At 53.2% G+C, this 20,298-nt stretch carries 21 protein-coding genes; 13 read left to right on the top strand and 8 right to left on the bottom strand.

Annotated elements, in window-relative coordinates; translation table 11 throughout:
• Position 1 precedes the first annotated feature (1 nt).
• Positions 2 to 1,123 (bottom strand): branched-chain amino acid ABC transporter substrate-binding protein, encoded by a 1,122-nt coding sequence (locus O1721_RS17865; protein WP_003859669.1) that lies wholly within the window; start codon positions 1,121 to 1,123, stop codon positions 2 to 4.
• A 411-nt stretch (positions 1,124 to 1,534) separates the two neighbouring features.
• Here O1721_RS17865 and O1721_RS17860 point away from each other — a divergent pair, with 411 nt between their 5' ends.
• On the top strand, positions 1,535 to 2,203 hold the full coding sequence (locus O1721_RS17860) for a YecA/YgfB family protein (protein ID WP_003859671.1): 669 nt from the start codon (positions 1,535 to 1,537) through the stop codon (positions 2,201 to 2,203).
• Between the two features lie 316 nt (positions 2,204 to 2,519).
• On the opposite strand, the gene tyrP is transcribed toward O1721_RS17860, so the two are convergent.
• Positions 2,520 to 3,731 carry a tyrosine transporter TyrP gene (tyrP, locus tag O1721_RS17855; protein WP_032104239.1) on the bottom strand — a complete coding sequence of 404 codons (1,212 nt, stop codon included), beginning with the start codon at positions 3,729 to 3,731 and terminating at the stop codon, positions 2,520 to 2,522.
• A 191-nt stretch (positions 3,732 to 3,922) separates the two neighbouring features.
• Here tyrP and O1721_RS17850 point away from each other — a divergent pair, with 191 nt between their 5' ends.
• Positions 3,923 to 4,159 (top strand): YecH family metal-binding protein, encoded by a 237-nt coding sequence (locus O1721_RS17850; RefSeq protein WP_003859673.1) that lies wholly within the window; start codon positions 3,923 to 3,925, stop codon positions 4,157 to 4,159.
• A 36-nt stretch (positions 4,160 to 4,195) separates the two neighbouring features.
• Here the strand turns inward: O1721_RS17850 and ftnA are convergent, their stop codons facing one another.
• Both ftnA and yecR read right to left on the bottom strand, forming a co-directional pair.
• Complete coding sequence (ftnA, locus tag O1721_RS17845; RefSeq protein WP_003859676.1) at positions 4,196 to 4,693, bottom strand: non-heme ferritin; 498 nt, start codon at positions 4,691 to 4,693, stop codon at positions 4,196 to 4,198.
• 200 nt (positions 4,694 to 4,893) lie between these two features.
• Entirely contained in the window at positions 4,894 to 5,232 is a 339-nt protein-coding gene (yecR, locus tag O1721_RS17840; RefSeq protein ID WP_032104233.1) for a YecR family lipoprotein, read from the bottom strand.
• Between the two features lie 245 nt (positions 5,233 to 5,477).
• Between yecR and O1721_RS17835 the strand changes: the two genes are divergently transcribed.
• Positions 5,478 to 6,116 (top strand): RpiB/LacA/LacB family sugar-phosphate isomerase, encoded by a 639-nt coding sequence (locus tag O1721_RS17835; protein WP_003859680.1) that lies wholly within the window; start codon positions 5,478 to 5,480, stop codon positions 6,114 to 6,116.
• A 42-nt stretch (positions 6,117 to 6,158) separates the two neighbouring features.
• Here O1721_RS17835 and O1721_RS17830 read toward each other — a convergent pair whose 3' ends face one another.
• Positions 6,159 to 7,577 carry an MFS transporter gene (locus O1721_RS17830; RefSeq protein ID WP_032648784.1) on the bottom strand — a complete coding sequence of 473 codons (1,419 nt, stop codon included), beginning with the start codon at positions 7,575 to 7,577 and terminating at the stop codon, positions 6,159 to 6,161.
• Between the two features lie 214 nt (positions 7,578 to 7,791).
• On the opposite strand from O1721_RS17830, the gene azuC reads away from it, so the two are divergent.
• Positions 7,792 to 7,875, top strand: a complete 84-nt coding sequence (azuC, locus tag O1721_RS17825; protein ID WP_003859682.1) for a stress response protein AzuC — start codon at positions 7,792 to 7,794, stop codon at positions 7,873 to 7,875.
• A 106-nt stretch (positions 7,876 to 7,981) separates the two neighbouring features.
• Positions 7,982 to 8,233: a DUF2766 family protein gene (locus tag O1721_RS17820; RefSeq protein ID WP_003859683.1), complete on the top strand. Its 252-nt coding sequence runs from the start codon at positions 7,982 to 7,984 to the stop codon at positions 8,231 to 8,233.
• A gap of 80 nt (positions 8,234 to 8,313) precedes the next feature.
• Here O1721_RS17820 and O1721_RS17815 read toward each other — a convergent pair whose 3' ends face one another.
• A complete protein-coding gene (locus O1721_RS17815) occupies positions 8,314 to 9,657 on the bottom strand; it encodes an anaerobic C4-dicarboxylate transporter (RefSeq protein ID WP_017693227.1) in 1,344 nt (447 codons plus the stop codon).
• A gap of 576 nt (positions 9,658 to 10,233) precedes the next feature.
• Complete coding sequence (locus O1721_RS17810) at positions 10,234 to 10,737, bottom strand: non-heme ferritin-like protein (RefSeq protein WP_017384424.1); 504 nt, start codon at positions 10,735 to 10,737, stop codon at positions 10,234 to 10,236.
• Positions 10,738 to 11,240: 503 nt separating this feature from the next.
• On the opposite strand from O1721_RS17810, the gene O1721_RS17805 reads away from it, so the two are divergent.
• The 6 genes from O1721_RS17805 (at position 11,241) to otsA (ending at position 18,042) form a co-directional block, all read left to right on the top strand.
• Entirely contained in the window at positions 11,241 to 11,798 is a 558-nt protein-coding gene (locus O1721_RS17805; protein ID WP_032103973.1) for a DJ-1 family glyoxalase III, read from the top strand.
• 317 nt (positions 11,799 to 12,115) lie between these two features.
• Complete coding sequence (gene araF, locus O1721_RS17800) at positions 12,116 to 13,105, top strand: arabinose ABC transporter substrate-binding protein AraF (protein WP_017384422.1); 990 nt, start codon at positions 12,116 to 12,118, stop codon at positions 13,103 to 13,105.
• 71 nt (positions 13,106 to 13,176) lie between these two features.
• Positions 13,177 to 14,691 carry an L-arabinose ABC transporter ATP-binding protein AraG gene (gene araG, locus O1721_RS17795; protein ID WP_003859688.1) on the top strand — a complete coding sequence of 505 codons (1,515 nt, stop codon included), beginning with the start codon at positions 13,177 to 13,179 and terminating at the stop codon, positions 14,689 to 14,691.
• Between the two features lie 14 nt (positions 14,692 to 14,705).
• Positions 14,706 to 15,686 (top strand): arabinose ABC transporter permease AraH, encoded by a 981-nt coding sequence (gene araH, locus O1721_RS17790; protein WP_003859689.1) that lies wholly within the window; start codon positions 14,706 to 14,708, stop codon positions 15,684 to 15,686.
• A 153-nt stretch (positions 15,687 to 15,839) separates the two neighbouring features.
• The gene (gene otsB, locus O1721_RS17785) at positions 15,840 to 16,643 is read left to right on the top strand and encodes a trehalose-phosphatase (protein ID WP_017384420.1); all 804 of its coding nucleotides are present in this window, start codon (positions 15,840 to 15,842) and stop codon (positions 16,641 to 16,643) included.
• Positions 16,618 to 18,042: an alpha,alpha-trehalose-phosphate synthase gene (gene otsA, locus O1721_RS17780; protein WP_032103962.1), complete on the top strand. Its 1,425-nt coding sequence runs from the start codon at positions 16,618 to 16,620 to the stop codon at positions 18,040 to 18,042. The genes otsB and otsA overlap by 26 nt, the downstream gene beginning before the upstream one ends.
• Positions 18,043 to 18,057: 15 nt before the next feature.
• Here the strand turns inward: otsA and uspC are convergent, their stop codons facing one another.
• Complete coding sequence (uspC, locus tag O1721_RS17775; protein WP_017384418.1) at positions 18,058 to 18,486, bottom strand: universal stress protein UspC; 429 nt, start codon at positions 18,484 to 18,486, stop codon at positions 18,058 to 18,060.
• Positions 18,487 to 19,282: 796 nt separating this feature from the next.
• On the opposite strand from uspC, the gene flhD reads away from it, so the two are divergent.
• Together flhD and flhC are read left to right on the top strand one after the other, a co-directional pair.
• Positions 19,283 to 19,633 (top strand): flagellar transcriptional regulator FlhD, encoded by a 351-nt coding sequence (gene flhD / locus O1721_RS17770; protein WP_003859693.1) that lies wholly within the window; start codon positions 19,283 to 19,285, stop codon positions 19,631 to 19,633.
• Between the two features lie 2 nt (positions 19,634 to 19,635).
• On the top strand, positions 19,636 to 20,214 hold the full coding sequence (gene flhC / locus O1721_RS17765) for a flagellar transcriptional regulator FlhC (RefSeq protein WP_003859695.1): 579 nt from the start codon (positions 19,636 to 19,638) through the stop codon (positions 20,212 to 20,214).
• The last annotated feature ends 84 nt before the right edge of the window (positions 20,215 to 20,298 follow it).

Raw genomic sequence — 20,298 nt, 5'->3', positions numbered from 1 at the left:
GTTATGGCACTTCTTTATATTTGCCTTTGTCATCCCACTGATAGACCACGTAGTCAGAGACTTTGAGGTCACCTTTGCTGTCCCAGGCTTTTTTACCCATCACCGTGTCGACAGGGTTGGCCTTCAGCCACTCGCTGGCTTTTGCGGAATCCGTCCCTTTTGTGGCCTTGAATGCCGCCGCGATAGCCTGCACAGACGCGTAGGCGTAGAGGGTGTATCCTTCAGGTTCAAATTTACCGGTGCGGAATTTCTCGATGACGGCTTTTCCGTCCGGGATCAGGCGCGGATCTTTACCGAAGGTCATGTAAATACCGTTGGTGTATTGCGCCCCACCGGCGGCGGTGACCATCTCTTCATTGACGATACAGTCTCCCGAGAAGAACTTCGCCTGCACGCCCTGTTCACGCATCTGGCGAACCAGCGGGCCCGCTTCCGGGTGACAGCCCCCGAAGAACACCACGTCCGGTTTTTGTGCGCCGATTTTGGTCACCAGCGCGTTAAAGTCTTTCTCCCCGCGGGATAACCCTTCGTACATCACCTCCTTCACGCCGCGTTTAGCCAGCGCCGCCTTAGTGGCGTCCGCCAGCCCCTGGCCGTAGGTGTCTTTATCGTGGATGATGACCACCCGTTTGGCTTTCAGCTTATCAAGAATGAAATCGCTGGCGACCTGGCCCTGCTGGTCGTCACGTCCGCACATGCGAAATATATCGCTCATGCCACGTTCGGTAATAAGCGGGTTCGTTGAGCCGGGGGTGATGGAGAGGATCCCGGCATCGCTGTAGACCTCGGAGGCGGGCATGGTCGACGAGGAGCAGAAGTGGCCGACGACCGCTTTCACCTTATCCTGATCGACTAAGCGGTTGGCAACGGCGACGGCCTGTTTGGGCTCGCAGGCGTCGTCGCCCTGAACCAGTTTGATTTTCTCACCGTTGATCCCGCCGGCGGCGTTAATGTCTTCCGCCGCCTGCGTAGCGCCATGCCAGTATTGATCGCCGTAGGTTGCGTTCGGGCCTGTGAACGGCCCGGCCACGCCGATGACGATATCGGCCTGCGCGGAAAAGGCCGTCACCAGACAACCGGCCAGCACCAGGGAGAGGGGAGTTTTGGTAAATTTCAGCGACATTATTATGTTCCTTAGCAAAGAGGTTTTTGCACCAGGTATAAACCCGAACGCCTGATGGCATCGTAAATCCAAAAACAAGAGCGAGAACAAAATGCACTTTAGAAGCAATCTCATGCTTAATACGGCGAGGATCCCACGCACCGCGAAGCGCGCAGAACATTAAGCAAAAAGGTTGCCAGAATGGTTAATCCCTTGACCGGGTCACAACACGTTGAGTATAGAGCGCCGTTTTATGCGCCTTTGCGGGAGGAGATGAATTTACAGCGGAGATCACATCTCCTTAACAACAAAGCCCATAAGTTGTGCAACGGTCACGATTTGCACGTTTTTGCAGCAATAAAGACCTAAACTTCAGATAGGCACGCGCGGCGATATATGTCAGGATCGTTTTTTTTATCAGGAGTATCAGCAATGGCTGAAGGCCCATTAAATGAAAGCGAGATGGCGTGGCTGGAAGAGACATTAATCTCTTACGGTCACGACGATGCATCCGTGATTGACGTGTCCGAACTGGACGGCATGCTTACCGCAGTACTTTCCGGTCCCGTTGTGGTGGAGCCCGACACCTGGCTGGTGGCGGTCTGGGGTGGTGAGAAATATATTCCGCGCTGGAAAAACGATCGTGAGATGAACCGTTTTATCGATCTCTGCTTTAAGCACATGAACGATATTGCCGAGCGTTTGAGCGAATACCCGGATCAGTTTGAACCGCTGTTTGGCTATAACGACGTTGACGGTCAGAGCTATACCGTGGTGGAAGAGTGGTGCTATGGCTACATGCGCGGCGTGGCGCTGACGGACTGGTCATCCCTGCCGGAAGCGCTGGAAGCGGACCTGGCGGTGATTGCCCTGCACGGGACGGAAGAGAACAGCGAGAAGCTGGATGCGCTGACCGAAGAGGAGTACATGGCCAGCATCGAAAGCATTCAGCCTGCGGCGCTGCGTTTGTATAACTACTGGGTGGCTAACCCGCAGCAGCCGGAAGCGAAAAAGCCGATCGTGAACGGGTCGAAGGTGGGGCGTAACGATCCGTGCCCGTGCGGGAGTGGGAAGAAGTTTAAAAGCTGCTGCCTGCATTAAATCATTAATTACTGTGGCCTGAATGGGGCACGGGTGTTGAGTCCCCGCTAAAATCGGCGAACCGGAGACCAGATGACAAGGGCTGGACGCCATGGATGGCGGCCAGAGGCGAATCGAGACAGGATGTCGAGTTGAGCCGACCGCAGGCAGATGGTCGGGAGGTGAGCGCAGTGCGAAGCACCGATTTTCCGCGGGGCCGCGGGGATTGATAAGGGGGCCGCGGCGGCCCCCTTATCCCGTTCACATGCTGTGAAAAAATTATATTCTGTTGATCTTAAGGTGAACGGAACAGTACCTCAGGACCTGTATAAATAAGTTATCCCACTTCCGGCAGCATCCCCGCTGCAATCAAAATCTGCACCAGAATAATCACCACCCCACAACCAAACACCGCGCAAAGCATTGGCGTACCGCCCGCTACGCGATACCCCTGCTGCGGATGTTGCTGGCGGCTCTTCCACGCCAGCAGGGAAGGCAGCAGCAGGGCCAGTACCGATAACGCCACGCCAGCATACCCCAGCGCCATCACAAACCCGCGCGGGTAAAAGAGCGCGAAGGCCAGCGGCGGCAGGAAGGTCATCGCCCCCGTCTGTAAGCGTCCGGCAACGGTATTGCGACGCTGGAACAGATCCGCCATATAGTCAAACAGGCCAAGCGCTACGCCGAGGAAGGAGGTTGCCAGCGCCAGGTCTGCAAACAGATGTACCGCCAGCTCCACGTGTGAAGAGGCCACCACGTTACGCAGGGCAACCAGGAATCCATTCAGACCAGAATGCTCTGCCATCAGGCCGATAAAGGTATTGGAATCAATACTGCCCAGCGTCACCAGCTGCCAGAACAGGTAAGCAATCAACGGAATGGCGCTGCCGATAACAAAGACGCGGCGCAGCTTGCGAATATCACCGTTCATATAGCTCACGATGCTCGGCACGCTGCCGTGAAAACCGAAGGAGGTGAAAATAACCGGGATGGCCGAAAGCGCCAGACCTTTCTCCAGCGGGAGGGAGAGCAGGTTAATCTTGTGAACATGCGGTGCCAGCAGCACCAGCATCACAATCAGGAAGAGAATTTTGGCGCTGAACAAAAAACGGTTAAACAGATCGACCAGCGATGTGCCCGCACAAACCACGCCGCCACCGATCAGCGTAAAGACAATGGCGCCTGTTTCCGGTGAAAGTGACGCACCGAAGCCGTCATTGATACTTGACGCAATCAGCTCCCCGGCGCCGCTGATGTAAGCGGCAGTCAGGGCGTACATCAGGAATATCATGCTGAAACCGGTGATCCACTGCCCGTAGCGTCCAAGATAGCGTGCAGCCAGGGAGCCTAAGCCAGTATCGGCAGGGACATGCTGATAAACCTCCAGCAATAATAGCGCGGTGTAACACATCAGGGCCCACAGACCGCCCAGCAGCACTACGGTAACCCCAAACCCGACGCCGGCGGCAGCCAACGGCATGGCCAACATTCCTGCGCCAATTGTCGTTCCGGCGACGATAAAAATACTTCCCAGAGTTCTGTTCTTCACGCTTTCCTCTACAACGCTTCCATACCGCGACTCATTCTGCGGCGCAGAGTAAGGGAAAAGCACCATCTCGTCAAATCACCGTTACATAGGGTGTAATAATTAATTTACAAAAAGAAAAGGGTAACCTGCGCCAGCGCAAAGCGTGCCGTAGAGGGAACGTTTAGTCTGCTTTTTATTTGCGAGAGGTAACCATGTCAATTCACGGACACGACGTGCTGAATATGATGATTGAGTCAGGTGAGCGCTATACGGAGGAGAGTCTGGTTGAGGCGATACATGCCCGCTTTGGCGAAGCGGCGCGTTTCCATACCTGTTCAGCTTCGGAGATGACGGCCGCGGAGCTGGTGGCGTTTCTGGCGGCGCGCGGAAAATTCATTCCAGCAGCAGACGGATTTTCCACTCACGAAAGTAAAATCTGCCGCCATTAAATAATGCGGTGCTGAAAACTCAGCACCGCTTTTCTGTTAATTCTGGGTATCGAGCGTCGACAGCTCTTTATCAATGAAGTACAGACCTTCCCCGGATTTACCTGCCAGAGATAATTTATCCAGCACGGATTTAAACAGCTTCTCTTCTTCGTGCTGTTCAGCCACATACCACTGAAGGAAATTAAAGGTTGGATAATCCTGGCTGGTCATGGCGGCATGAGCCAGTTCATTAATTTTCTGGGTGATCAGCTGTTCATGCTCATAGGTGGCGCGGAACAGTTCATCAAGAGAGCCGTATTCGGCAAAAGGCGATGCCACGTTATCAATGCGCGGCAGGCTGCCGGTGTCCGTCAGGTAATCAAACAGACGCTGCATGTGCGTCATCTCTTCCTGGGCATGGCGACGCAGGAAGGCGGCCGCCCCTTCAAAGCTGTGATAGCTGCACCAGGCGCTCATCTGCTGATAGAGCAGGGAAGAAAAAAGCTCAAGATTCATTTGCGCATTGAGCTTGTCGATCATTTCAGTTTTTAACATGGTGCAGCTCCGGTTTATTAATTCTGGTTCACGATGAGCGACACTATAATTTGTTATTTAATTATTTGCAAAAAGTAAAATAAGTATTTCTTTATTAAAAATACGAATGGGAATAAAACGCATTGCCGCCTTTTATATTTATTAATGAGAATTATTTTAGTTCTTATTAAATAAACTGCCAGCATGACTGGCAGTAGCGGTTAATACCACGGATTCTGGCTGGAAGAGGTAACGGCATATCCCTGACATTTATACTGAATGGTCACACTTTCGTTCAGACAGAGTGAACCGCTGATCAGGGTGCAGGTTTTAATTGGCTGCCCGTAGGCTGAGGCGGTGGCGTAGCCCATATGTTGACAGGCTTTGGTTGCCGTACCGTTATTAACATAGTCATCAGACCAGGCGTTTTGCAGCATGGCCTGGCCATAGTCGAGGCGCACAATTCCGTTTGGGGCATCCGTACTGCTGACTTCTGCCTGCCGGTTGATACTGCACCCGGCGAGCAACAGGATCGTTCCGGCTATGATTACACGTTTCATGGTTCACTCTGCGTGACGGGAAATACGCCATTGTAACCAACGCGATGGTACGCAATGGCTGGAATAGCCGGAGGATCTGCCCTCTCACTGTGCAACGAGCCGGGCCACCGCGCGAAATTGTGAGCGCATCTTTGTTTTTTAAAACAAGTTTTCACTTAATTTGAAAGTGCGTTTGTTTGATAGTAAGGTTAAGTTGAAAAGGTATCCACAGCGGGATCGCCCGCCATGCATTCAGGAGAGACAAGATGAAAATTGCACTGATGATGGAAAACAGCCAGGCCGCTAAGAATCCCATCATCCTTAATGAGCTGAAAGCCGTTGCTGATGAGAAAGGTTTTCCGGTCTATAACGTCGGTATGAGTGATGAGAACGATCATCATCTCACCTATATTCACCTGGGCATCATGGCGAGCATTCTGCTTAACGCTAAAGCCGTTGATTTTGTTGTTACCGGCTGCGGTACCGGGCAGGGCGCGCTGATGTCCCTGAACATCCATCCGGGTGTGATTTGCGGTTACTGCATCGATCCTGCGGATGCTTTCCTGTTTGCGCAAATCAACAACGGTAACGCGCTTTCTCTGCCGTTTGCGAAGGGCTTCGGCTGGGGGGCAGAACTGAACGTACGCTTTATCTTTGAGAAAGCCTTTACCGGACGCAATGGCGAAGGCTATCCACCAGAGCGTAAAGAGCCGCAGGTGCGTAACGCCGGGATCCTGAACCAGGTGAAAGCGGCGGTGGTGAAAGAAAACTATCTGGATACCCTGCGAGCAATCGATCCTGAGCTGGTTAAAACCGCCGTATCAGGCCAGCGCTTCCAGCAGTGCTTCTTCGAGAACTGCCAGGACAAAGAGATTGAAGCCTTCGTGCGCGGTATTGTTGGCTGATTAACTTTGCCGGGCGGTGCGTTGCCTGCCCGGCAGATAGCGTTACTTTTTCGATGAGACCGCGCTGCCCACATCTTTAGTCAGACGCAGCGTGTCAACCATTCCCACCAGGCAGATCAGCGCGATTGCCACAAATGCCAGCCGGAAGCTCATTCCCGGCATACCGGCAATCCCCATCGCCTCACTGACTTTTTCCCCGATACGAATACCAATCGCCCCGAGCGTGATCCCAAGCCCCACGGCAAGCTGCGTTGCGGTTGAAAACAGAGTATTGGCATAGCTCATCTGCGCCGATGGCACATCCGCAAAAGCCAGCGTACTGATGGCTGTAAACTGAATCGAACGGAAAACGCCGCCCAGATAAAGGATCAGCATGATGAGCCACGCGGGCGTCTGCGGCGTAAGAAACGCGCAGGCCAGCAACGCCAGGACATTCAACGCACCGTTAATCAGCAACAGCCGCTTAAACCCCAGGCTGCGGATCAGCGGCGTCGTCGCCGGTTTAATGGTGAGATTGCCAACGAAAACCGCCAGCACCAGCAGGCCAGAATGGAACGCGTCCATGCCAAAGCCGACCTGGAACATCAGCGGTAACAGGAACGGAACCGCGCTGATGGAGGCGCGAAACAGCGATCCGCCGTACAGGGTGACGCGAAACGTCGGCACCTGCATCGCATCGAGCCTGATCATCGGCCAGGTTGCCCGCTTAAAGTGACGCAGCGCCAGGCTTAAGGCGACGACACCGACGATAAACAGCGTGGCGGTTAAACCTGTTTGCAGAGGCTCTGCGCCCATCAACTCCATCGCATAAACCAGGCTCACCATGGCAAGGGTGGTGACAACAAAACCCGGTAAATCAAACGGTCGGCGCGTATCTTCATGCAGGTCTGGAATGATGCGCAGTGCCAGCAAAATGGCGATTATCCCCAGCGGCACGTTAATAAAGAAGATCCAGCGCCAGTCGGCATAACTGGTAATGAACCCACCCAGCGGCGGGCCGATGATCGGCGCGACCAGCGCAGGCCAAGTCAGGGTGGCGATTGCCGTGATGAGCTGATGTTTTGGCGTGGTGCGTAGCACGGCCAGGCGACCTACGGGCACCATCAGCGCGCCACCCATGCCCTGGAGGACGCGCATCGCAACGAACTGATCGAGCGTGGTGGACAGGCCGCAAAATACCGAGGCCAGCGTGAAGATCGCCAGCGCGAGGGCAAACACTTTTCGCGCGCCGAAGCGGTCGGCGATCCAGCCGCTGGCGGGGATCAGCACGGCCAGGGTGATCAGATAGGCGCTGATGCCGATATTCAGATCCACCGCCTGGTCGCCGAAGCTTTTTGCCATATCCGGCAACGCGGTGGCGATCACCGTCCCGTCCAGAAACTCCATAAAGAAAGCACCGGCCACCAGCAGCGCCGCAGGCGATAATCCACGGCTCTCTTTGCCGGATACGTTTTCACTCATTCTCTTCCTGCCCGCTCAAAAAATTTTATAAACATTTACTGGAATTTCTAAGCCTGTAACGTGCGGATTTATCATGGCTTTTTTTAACAAACCAGCAGCACTGAGGGTTTAATAACCGTGATGCAGGTCACAAAATGGTTGATTTTTGTGATGGTGGTCATATTATAAGCGTATTGACAATAACACCTGCATAACACGTTACTGGAGCAACATAATGAAACTGCGCAAAATCCTGAAAAGCATGTGGGCAAACTACTGCACAACGTTTAAAGACGTCCCACCGGGTGCGATGTTCTGATAAAAAAACCTGCTTCGGCAGGTTTTTTTATATCTGCGGACGACGAGAGGGAGATGGAAGGGCGTCTGTTTTGCTACTATGGCGGCCTTTGAATAAGGAGAACCCCATGTCACAAAACCTGAGCGCCGATCAGGAACTGGTATCTGACGTCGTCGCCTGCCAGCTGGTTATCAAACAAATCCTTGATGTGATTGACGTTATCGCGCCGGTTGAGGTACGCGAAAAGATGTCGACCCAGCTGAAAAACATCGATTTCACCAACCATCCTGCTGCGGCGGACCCGGTTACGCTCCGCGCGATCCAGAAAGCGATTGCGCTGATTGAACTCCGCTTCACACCGCAGGGTGAGTCACACTAAAATAAACCGATGTTTTAAAATTAGAAACTCTTTTCTGCTTTTACGTCGAAGGGCGACAGAGCCTGTCGCCCGCAGAAGGATCAGAAGAACGTCTGCACCAGCAGATAGCTCACCACGCAGGCACAGCTGACGCCAATCAGCCCCGGCAGAATAAAGCTGTGGTTGATGATGAATTTACCGATGCGGGTGGTGCCGGAGCGATCGAACCCGATACAGGCCAGATCGCTCGGATAGGTGGGCAGCACAAAGTAGCCGTAGGATGCCGGGAAGAAGGCCACCAGCATTTTCGGATCGATGCCCAGCATCAACCCCATCGGGGCGACCGCGGTCAAGGCCGCAGCCTGGCTGTTGACCAGTTTTGATACCAGGAACAGCACGATGGCATACGTCCAGGGATGACTTTTCACCACCCCCTCCAGCGCCATTTTCAGCTCGTCGAGATGCGCCTGAAAAAAGGTATCGCTCATCCACGCCACGCCAAACACCGAGAAAATCGCGACCATCCCCGCCTTAAATACCGCCCCGTTTGAAATGGCCGACGCATTCACCTTGCAGGTCATCAGCATGATGGCCCCGGCGATCAGCATCATCATTTGAATGACAAGGTTCATCGACAGGGCCGTCATTTTCCCTTTGATCTCAAACGCCGGACGCAGCTCGGGCAGCGCACCCAGCAGGACCACTACGGCAATTCCGGCGAAGAAGATCCACGTGGACCAGTAGGCCTGTTTCGGGAAACGTTGATCCATCAACGTCTCCGTTCCTCCATAGATAAACTCCCGCTGTTTCGGATCTTTCAGCTTTTCCTGAAATTCAGGATCGTCTGCGAGGTTTTTCCCGCGACGCAAGCTCCACAGTGCCGCAATGGCGACGCCAGACAGTGAGGCCGGTACGGAGACCGCAAGAATTTCAAGGATCCCCCACGCGTGGCCGATACCGTGCTGCGCACCCAGAATCGAGACCAGCGAAACGACGGCCACGGAAACGGGGGAGGCGGTGATCGCCATCTGAGATGCCACCGAGGCCACCGCCATCGGCCGTTCCGGGCGTATGCCTTTTTTCAGGGCGATATCCGCGATAATGGGAAACATGGTGTAGACGACGTGCCCGGTCCCGCACAGGAAGGTCAACATCCAGGTGGTAAACGGTGCGAGAAGGGTGATGTGCTGGGGATGTTTACGCAGCAGGCGCTCTGCAAACTGCATCATTACATTCAGGCCACCGGCGGTCTGTAGCGTGGCCGCACAGCCGATGACGGCGAGGATCGTGAGCATCACGTCAACCGGCGGTTTACCGGGTTGCAGACCAAAGACAAAACTCAAAACAAACAGGCCGATGCCGCTTATCAGCCCCAGGCCCATCCCGCCGAAGCGGGTGCCTATCAGCAGGCAGAGGATAATGACAATAAACTCAATGGTGATCATGATGCTCCCTCGTTAATGAATGTAATTAAACAAATCATTACACGATGTATGGTTATTCATTGGGAGCAAGATCTGATTTGTTAAATGTCAGCAAAAGCAGGGAGTTGGTACCCACTCCCTGACGGGCTGATGGATCCCCAGTAATTTGAAAGCAAAAGCGATAACGTTGCCTTCAGAATAACTGAAGGCTTTCAGCGATGCCTCGGTCCGGCTGTAAATCGCTGAGGCGTTTCCTGTAGGCCGGGGCGAGGCGCAGGGATGCGCCGAGAGGGCGGGCTTTACAGGGATGTTACCTCCGCCCGTCCCCGATAAGCCGGAAGGAATAAGCTGAAGGTACCGCGAAGCGGCGATTTTCCGCCGGAAGCCCGGGTCGCCAGGGTGGTGGCGACTGAGCCACCCTGGCACGTTCACCGGTTATGCCGTGACAGAGTAGCAAGGAACATAAAGTGAACGGAATGACCACCAGAGCCGTATGTTCCCCCTCACCCCAGCCCTCTCCCTCAAGGGAGAGGGGGCCGTCTGTGCAGGCATTATTTTGTGGGGAACTCTCAGCCCTGATGGGAGCGGGTGAAGGACTTAGTGGTGTTGCACGGTAGCAATGTCGAGAAGATGGCGGTCCGTCTGCTCCAGACAAATCCCCGCGCGTTTCGCGTTGCGGATTTCATCTGCGAGCGTCTTCAGCAGCATGCCATCCTGCTGCTGCTCTCTGTCCATATCACGTAAAAACTTGAGGGTAATGATGTCCCGTTGCGCTTTGGCTTCATCAGCCAGTTTGCTCAGCTTCGCACAGCGTTGCTCATACTCTTCGAGCGTTTTCTGAAACAGTTCTTCCAGAGAAGTGTAATTATCTTCAATCGTTTCAAGCTCTTTGACGGTAGGGTTTGCCCCGACAGCTTTCAAAAAATTAAAGACGCGCATCATGTGCGTGACGTTACTTTGCGCCTGAGTACGAAAGAAGGTGGCAGTGCCGTTGAGGCTTTTTCTGGAACACCACGCGCTCAAATGCAGATGCAGATTTGAAGCATAAAACTCCAGGTTCATCTGGGCATTCAGTTTTTGCATCATCGTTTGGGTAGTCATTCTCATATCCTTATTGACTGTGGGACTTGATGTCCGCTACTTAACCTGACCCGGCAGGTATTGACGATTGAATGGCAGAAATAGATTTCTGCAAGGTAAAAAACTCGAAAATTCACTTCCTGTGTTCGATTTAAATAAGCATACGCTTCTCTTTGACTTAAGAAAACTCTTAATAAGGCTGTGTTTACCATACATTACAAATTTAAATATAGGCCAGAATAGAAAGAGGGTTAAGAGATTGTATTTAATATAACTTGTTGATTTTAATGGGTGTGAAATTAATATCGCTCATTTTTATCGTTTCGGGAAACGTTCTTTGGCGGGAAATTCTGTAAAAGTGTTAAATCAGAAATAATATCTGCAAATATATCCTGTCGTATCAAATTTGAGCTAAATCAATTTTCACTCAATATACGGTTCTGTGATCGCGTCGCAAGATTGTGATCTGATAAAGAGTGAAAATGAAACACTGTTTTACAACGTTTCATTCGTTGAGGTTTATGATGGCTAACGTTGCGGTGCTGCTGGCACCCGGTTTTGAAGAAGCAGAAGCGATTATCACGATTGATATTCTGCGGCGTTTACAGATTGAGGTGGAGACGCTGGCCTGTGCGGAGTCCCGTGCGGTAGTGAGTTACCACAATATCCCCATGGTGGCTGACAGTACGTTAACGGAGCGCATTAATACGCTGTATGACGCAGTCGTGTTGCCCGGTGGGCCGCAGGGGAGCGTCAATCTTGCGGCTAGCAAGCAGGTGATCCGCTTTGTTTCCGCGCATGACGAGCAGGGCAAACTCATCTGCCCAATCTGCTCTGCGGCCGCGCGGGTGCTGGGCGGTAACGGGCTACTGAAGGGGCGCCGCTACGTCTGTTCCGGCGATCTCTGGCAGAGCGTTGATGAGGGAGTATATGTGGATGCGCCGGTCGTGGTGGATAATAACCTCATCAGCGGCAAGGGGCTGGGGCACGCTTTTGACTTTGCGCTGGCGCTCTCTGCTCGTCTGTTGGGTGACGACGCCCCCGTGCGCGATCATGCTGAACACATCTATTACCGCTGGTAATTTTTTCTGCCGGGCGCTAAGGCGTCCGGGTTACAGGGATTTCTTAGCTGACCTTATGGATAATCCTGCTTAACTCCTTTCCATTTGTAGGACAATTACGTCCTTTTTTATGTCATTTTTCGCTGAATTTATGTACGCAATTACTGTAATTCTGCGGTGTGATGTCGCTCTCTTATGGATGATTAATTTCCCGCTAAAACTATCTCCAGCAATAACGCTTATGACGAGGTAAGCGCTAATGCCTTGTTTTAAGTCCGATTAAATAAGTTGTTCGCCATTATTCCCTACAGATAAGAATGCTAAAGCTGGAGTTTACCATGCACAAATTTACTAAAGCGCTGGCGGCCATCGGCCTGGCTGCCGTTATGTCACAATCCGCTATCGCTGAAAATTTAAAGCTCGGTTTTCTGGTTAAACAGCCGGAAGAGCCGTGGTTCCAGACCGAATGGAAATTTGCTGATAAAGCCGGAAAAGATTTGGGATTTGAGGTAATTAAAATCGCCGTACCTGACGGTGAGAAAACGCTGAACGCCATTGATAGCCTGGCGGCCAGCGGCGCGAAAGGTTTCGTTATCTGTACGCCGGATCCAAAACTGGGGTCAGCGATTGCCGCGAAAGCGCGCGGTTACGACATGAAAGTGATTGCGGTGGACGATCAGTTCGTAAATGCCAAAGGCAAACCGATGGATACCGTTCCGCTGGTAATGATGGCGGCCACTAAAATCGGTGAGCGTCAGGGCCAGGAGCTCTACAAAGAGATGCAAAAACGCGGCTGGGATGTCAAAGAGACCGCCGTGATGGCCATTACCGCTGACGAGCTGGACACCGCCCGTCGTCGTACTACCGGGTCCATGGACGCCCTGAAAGCGGCTGGCTTCCCGGAAAAACAGATCTACAAAGTTCCGACCAAATCCAACGATATTCCGGGCGCCTTTGATGCGGCGAACTCCATGCTCGTCCAGCATCCGGAAGTGAAGCACTGGCTGGTGGTGGGGATGAACGACAACACCGTACTGGGCGGCGTGCGTGCAACGGAAGGCCAGGGCTTTAAAGCACCGGACGTGATCGGGATCGGCATCAACGGCGTTGACGCCGTGAGCGAACTGTCTAAAGCGCAGGCGACCGGCTTCTATGGCTCTCTGCTGCCAAGCCCGGATGTCCACGGTTATAAATCCAGCGAAATGCTCTACAACTGGGTGACTAAAGGGGTTGAGCCGCCGAAATTCACCGAAGTGACCGATGTGGTGCTGATCACCCGCGATAACTTCAAAGAGGAGCTGGCGAAAAAAGGACTGGGCGGTAAGTAATACGCTGTGATTGCGCCCCTCACTCACCGTGAGGGGCCAGACGTACACACTACAGGAATCACGGAGTCGTTATGCAACAGTCTGATCCGTATCTCTCTTTCCGCGGCATCGGTAAAACGTTCCCCGGTGTAAACGCGCTGACCGATATCAGCTTCGACTGCTATGCCGGCCAGGTTCACGCCCTGATGGGGGAGAATGGCGCGGGAAAATCCACGCTGCTAAAAATTCTCAGCGGCAACTACACACCCACCACCGGCACGCTGGCTATTCGCGGCGAAGAGGTGGCCTTTGCCGACACCACGGCAGCGTTAAATGCGGGCGTCGCTATCATCTATCAGGAGCTGCATCTCATTCCTGAAATGACCGTGGCGGAGAACATCTATCTGGGCCAGCTTCCGCATAAAAGCGGCGTGGTCAACCGCTCGCTGCTCAACTATGAAGCGGGCTTGCAGCTCAAGCACCTTGGGCTGGATGTCGATCCGCAAACGCCCCTTAAGTATCTCTCCATCGGCCAGTGGCAGATGGTGGAAATTGCCAAAGCGCTGGCGCGTAACGCCAAAATTATCGCTTTTGACGAGCCAACCAGCTCGCTCTCGGCGCGTGAAATAGAAAATCTCTTTCGCGTGATCCGCGAGCTGCGCAAAGAGGGCCGCATCATTCTGTACGTTTCTCACCGAATGGAAGAGATTTTTGCCTTAAGCGATGCCATCACCGTGTTTAAAGATGGCCGCTACGTGCGCACCTTCACCGATATGCAGCAGGTCAATCATGACCAACTGGTGCAGGCGATGGTCGGACGCGATCTGGGGGATATTTACCACTGGAAACCGCGCGAGTATGGCCCGGAGCGTCTGCGTCTGGATAACGTCAAAGCCCCGGGCGTGCGCACGCCCATTTCACTCTCGGTGCGCAGCGGCGAAATCGTCGGGCTGTTTGGCCTTGTGGGGGCAGGGCGCAGCGAGCTGATGAAAGGGCTGTTTGGCGGCACCCGAATAACCCAGGGCCAGGTTTTCGTCGACGGGAAAAAGGTCGATATTCAGAAGCCTGCGCAGGCGATTAACGCGGGGATTATGCTCTGCCCGGAGGATCGAAAGGCCGAGGGCATTATTCCGGTGCACTCGGTGCGCGACAACATCAACATCTCTGCCCGGCGCAAGTTCATCCGCGCGGGATGTCTGATTAACGACGGCTGGGAGGCGAGCAACGCGGATCACCATATCCGTTCGCTGAACATCAAAACCCCCGGGGCTGAACAGCTGATCATGAACCTGTCCGGCGGCAATCAGCAAAAAGCCATTCTGGGGCGCTGGCTGTCGGAAGATATGAAGGTCATTTTGCTGGATGAGCCAACGCGCGGTATCGACGTGGGGGCGAAACACGAAATCTATAACGTCATCTATGAACTGGCAAAACGCGGTGTGGCGGTCCTGTTCGCCTCCAGCGATCTGCCTGAGGTGCTGGGCGTCGCCGACCGCATTGTTGTGATGCGTGAAGGTGAAATTGCCGGTGAATTGCTGCATGAACAGGCGAATGAACAACAGGCGTTGAGTCTCGCCATGCCTAAAGTTAGCCAGGCTGTCGCCTGAGTAAGGAGTCAATGATGTCCTCTGTTACTACATCCGGAGCGCCGAAGTCGGCTTTCAGTTTTGGCCGCATCTGGGACCAGTACGGCATGCTGGTGGTCTTTGCTGCCCTGTTCGTCGCCTGCGCGATTTTTGTGCCGAATTTCGCCACGTTCATCAATATGAAGGGGCTGGGGCTGGCTATCTCCATGTCCGGCATGGTGGCCTGCGGAATGCTGTTCTGCCTGGCCTCCGGTGATTTTGACCTGTCGGTTGCCTCGGTGATTGCCTGTGCAGGCGTCACCACTGCCGTGGTGATCAACATGACCGAAAGCCTGTGGATCGGCGTGCTGGCCGGGCTGCTGCTCGGCGTGCTGAGCGGCCTGGTGAACGGGTTTGTCATTGCGCGCCTGAAGATTAACGCCCTGATCACGACGCTGGCGACCATGCAAATCGTGCGCGGTCTGGCCTATATCATCTCCGACGGGAAAGCCGTGGGGATTGAAGACGAGCGTTTCTTCACGCTGGGCTATGCCAACTGGCTGGGGCTGCCTGCGCCAATCTGGCTGACGGTAGGCTGTTTGATCCTGTTCGGTTTCCTGCTTAACCGCACCACGTTTGGCCGTAACACGCTGGCGATTGGCGGCAATGAAGAGGCGGCGCGTCTGGCGGGTGTCCCGGTCGTACGGACCAAGATCATTATCTTCGTGCTTTCCGGGCTGGTATCGGCGGCGGCGGGGATTATTCTGGCGTCGCGTATGACCAGCGGCCAGCCAATGACCTCCATTGGTTATGAGCTAATCGTCATCTCAGCCTGCGTTTTAGGGGGCGTTTCCCTCAAGGGCGGCATCGGAAAAATCTCATATGTGGTGGCGGGGATCCTGATTCTGGGGACCGTGGAGAACGCCATGAACCTGCTTAATATTTCTCCGTTCTCTCAGTACGTCGTACGCGGCCTGATCCTGCTGGCAGCGGTGATCTTCGACCGTTACAAGCAAAAAGCGAAGCGTACCGTCTGATTTATTTTTAGCCATCAATATGCTCAACTATTAACCATAGTTGACCCCCTGACCGGCCCGCCAGTTTTGCTGACGGGCCGGTTGCCAAATGGCGAGCACCGTCACACTGTCTATACTTACATGGCTGTTTTGTTCACTGTAAGGAGGATTAGGGTGGCTGACTTGTTAACCGCACCGCCTGTACTGCCCGGAAAATTTGCTTTCTTTTTTGACCTCGACGGGACGCTCGCCGGGATTGAACCGCATCCGGATGACGTCGTTGTACCGGACACGGTGTTAGAGAATTTGCAGCAGCTCTCCCGACAGAACGAGGGGGCACTGGCATTGATTTCAGGGCGCTCAATGGCCGAGCTGGACGTGCTCGCCAGTCCTTATCACTTTCCGCTGGCCGGTGTGCACGGAGCGGAGCGCCGCGATATCCATGATCAACTGCATATAGTTTCACTCCCCGACACGCTGATTCAGGCGCTGCGTACGCAACTCTCTTCGGCTCTGGAAATGCTTCCCGGTACGGAACTGGAAGCCAAAGGCATGGCCTTTGCGCTGCACTACCGTCAGGCGCCCCATCATGAGGCGGCGATATTTGCGGTGGCAAGAAGCGTGGCGGAAGCCCATCCGGAGCTGGCGTTACAGCCGGGTAAATGTGTGGTCGAGATTAAACCGGCAGGAATTAATAAAGGCGCTGCCATTGCAGCGTTTATGGCGGAAGCGCCGTTCAAAGGGCGTACGCCAGTCTTTTTTGGGGATGACCTGACCGACGAGGCCGGGTTCAGGGTGGTAAACCAGGCCCAGGGCATGTCTGTCAAGGTGGGATCTGGTGAAACCATTGCCGGATGGCGGCTGGAAAATGTCGCCAGCGTCTGGCAGTGGATATCTGACGTCGCTAACCAGCAACAACAACAAATAGCGCAAAACAACGGGAGAAATCATTATGGGTCGCTTAGTCGTCGTCTCTAATCGCATCGCACCGCCGGATGATAAAAAAGCCAGTGCCGGTGGCCTGGCGGTCGGGGTATTAGGTGCCCTCAAAGCCGCGGGTGGTCTCTGGTTTGGCTGGAGCGGGGAAATCAGTAATGATGAGAAACCGCTAAAAAAGGTGTCACGGGGCAATATCACGTGGGCCTCCTTCGCACTTAGTGAGAAGGACTACGATGAATATTATTCCGAGTTCTCAAACGCCGTGCTGTGGCCAGCGTTTCACTATCGTCTGGATCTGGTGAAATTCCAGCGTGAAGCCTATGAAGGCTACATGCGCGTTAACGCGCTGCTGGCAGATAAACTGCTGCCGCTAATCGAAGAAGACGATATTTTATGGATCCACGATTACCATCTGCTGCCCTTCGCCAGGGAGCTGCGTAAACGGGGTGTGAAGAACCGGATCGGCTTCTTCCTGCATATTCCGTTCCCGACCCCGGAGATCTTTACGGCGCTGCCGCAGCATGATGAAATTCTTGAAGCATTGTCTGATTACGACCTGCTCGGTTTCCAGACGGAAAATGACAGGCTGGCGTTCCTCGACAGCGTGTCGGGTAAAACCCGGCTGGTCACTCACGGCGGCAAATCTCACACCGCGTGGGGACGAAATTTCCATACCGAAGTCTACCCGATTGGTATTGAGCCAGACGAAATCGCCGAGCAGGCCTCTGGTCCGCTGCCGCCGAAGCTTGCCCAGCTCAAGGACGAACTCAAGCACGTTAAGAATATCTTTTCGGTTGAACGACTGGATTATTCCAAAGGGTTGCCGGAGCGATTCCTCGCTTATGAAACCCTGCTGGATAAATTCCCGCAGCATCACGGCAAGATCCGCTATACCCAGATAGCGCCGACCTCGCGCGGTGAGGTTCAGGCTTACCAGGATATTCGTCACCAGCTGGAGACCGAAGCAGGGCGCATCAACGGGCGCTATGGTCAGCTCGGCTGGACTCCACTTTTCTATCTGAATCAGCACTTTGAGCGCAAAATCCTGATGAAAGTGTTCCGCTATGCGGACGTCGGGCTGGTCACCCCGCTGCGCGACGGGATGAATCTGGTGGCAAAAGAGTATGTAGCAGCACAAGATCCTGCTGACCCGGGCGTGCTGGTGCTGTCCCAATTTGCTGGTGCGGCAAACGAGTTAACCTCGGCGCTGATTGTGAACCCTTACGATCGCGATGACGTGGCAAATGCCCTGAACCGCGCGTTAACCATGCCGCTTGCGGAACGTATTTCACGTCATTCAGAAATGATGGAGACCATCGTTAAGAATGATATCAACCGCTGGCAGGCGCGTTTTATTGACGATTTGCGCGCGATCCAGCCGCAAACTCAGGAAGGTGATCTGCAAAAAAAGATCGCGACCTTCCCTAAACTCGCCTGATTTTCTCCGGGGGCATTAATTGCCCCCGAGAGGCACCAGCAGGACATCCACCTGGCTTGACGAAACGATGGATTTTGCCGAGCATGCCGCCCGGGAAAAAAAGCTCTGGTTATGATTTCCGCAAATGACGAGGTCAACATTCTGTTTCTGACAAATGTCGAGAATATGTCCACTTAACTCGCCGGTGGCAATCACCGTCTGGTGGACAGGATATTTTGCCCGCTCAACCAGCTCGCGCAGAAATTGCTGCGTTTCCTCCTGAAGAACCTCACGAATATCTTCCAGCATTGGCGCTGCCAGTTGATTATACATTTCGGGTTCAGCTGCCAGGGTGATCAGACTTATGCGGGCATTATTCGGGCGGGCAATGGAAACGGCACGGGCGACGAGTTGATGACTTTCGGGGGAAACCGCAACAGAAACAAGAAGATGGGAGTAACTCATCACACACTCCTTTTATGTCAGAATGACACGTTTCTCAAGCTTTACCGCGAATCTGCCGCTTCTGCAAGAGGCACATGCGACAATAGTGTGAAGCTTATCATAATTATTCATTAATTATTCTTATAAGAAGAATAACGAAATGGGGACGCTAAATGAAAGTAATTAACAACTTAACGTAAATCACACATTTAGCCTTCCGTGCTGTTAAATCGCGTTAACCGATCGTCAACGCAAGCGTGATGGTTACCCATGGAAACTTTTTTCTCGAAAGGAAAACTTAAGCTGCTGTTTTTACTTAATTAACTCCGCCTCTTCTCTGGCGTTCGCGCCCGCTGTGACGCGAAAGGGCAGTGCTTCTTCGACGTAGCAATTTTCATACCCGATCCCCTCATCCCTCTGCATGAGTATTCGTTCCATAAGAATATAAACAAGCTTCAGTTGCTCAATAAATAGTCAAATTACAAGTCACGCTGATGGATTTATGGGTTACATTCGCGTAAATTATGTGACGGAGATCACATTTTTTTTAAATTCCAGGGGGGGCTGCATTGTATGTGTCAAAACTGACGAGTAGAGTTTGCGTCGAATTAGGAAAAATCTTAGTTATTTGTAAGAAAAGATAAAATGTGTAACCGACATTTTGGCCATGTTAACCGGTCACGCGCTTTACGACGTACAAACCTAAATTCAACTATGCATTTGGCCTTTTCTTTTTATACCGGGTGATTTCCCGGCGACATCACGGGGTGCGGTCTTTCCGCATAAAAATAATAGTTGGTTATTCGGGATGGGAAAAATGCATACATCCGAGTTGCTAAAACATATTTATGACATCAATTTGTCGTATTTATTGCTCGCGCAGCGTTTGATTAGTCAGGACAAACCGTCAGCGATGTTTCGTCTGGGTGTTAACGAAGAGATGGCAACCATGCTGGGTGGATTAACCCTCCCGCAAATGGTCAAGCTGGCTGAAACCAATCAACTTGTCTGCCAGTTCCGTTTTGATAACCCGCAGACCATTACGCGTCTGACTCAGGAATCCCGCGTGGACGATCTGCAACAGATCCACACCGGTATTCTTCTCTCCACCCGCCTGCTCAACGAAATCAGCCAGCCTGATGACGTAGCCCGGAAGAAAAGGGCTTAACAATGAGCGAAAAAAGCATTGTTCAGGAAGCCCGTGATATCCAGCTGGCGATGGAACTCATCACGCTCGGTGCGCGTTTACAAATGCTGGAAAGCGAGACGCAGCTGAGCCGTGGTCGTCTGATCAAGCTGTACAAAGAATTGCGTGGTAGCCCGCCGCCAAAAGGCATGCTGCCGTTTTCGACTGACTGGTTCATGACCTGGGAGCAGAACATCCATGCTTCCATGTTCTGTAACGCCTGGCAGTACCTGCTTAAAACGGGCTTATGCAGCGGCGTTGATGCCGTGATCAAAGCCTACAAACTTTACCTTGAGCAATGCCCGCAGCAGGAAGAGGGACCCCTGCTGGCGCTGACCCGCGCCTGGACGCTGGTGCGTTTTGTTGAAAGCGGAATGCTTGAATTGTCCCGCTGCAACTGCTGTGACGGCAATTTCATTACCCACGCGCACCAGCCTGCGGGCAGCTTCGCCTGTAGTTTGTGCCAGCCTCCATCCCGAGCCGTAAAAAGACGTAAACTTTCCCGGGATGCTGCCGATATTATTCCACAACTGCTGGATGAACAGATCGAACACGCTGTTTAACCCGAACCTGTGGGCAAGATTCCAGCAGCGGTAAGCGATTACCGCTGCTTTTTTTTACCCTGCGTTCAGGTCATGCGCTCGAAA

Source organism: Enterobacter cloacae complex sp. HYC033_NIDB, from assembly GCF_056673335.1.
Note: the sequence above shows the minus strand (reverse complement) of the source record. Positions and strands in the feature narration are given on the sequence as shown.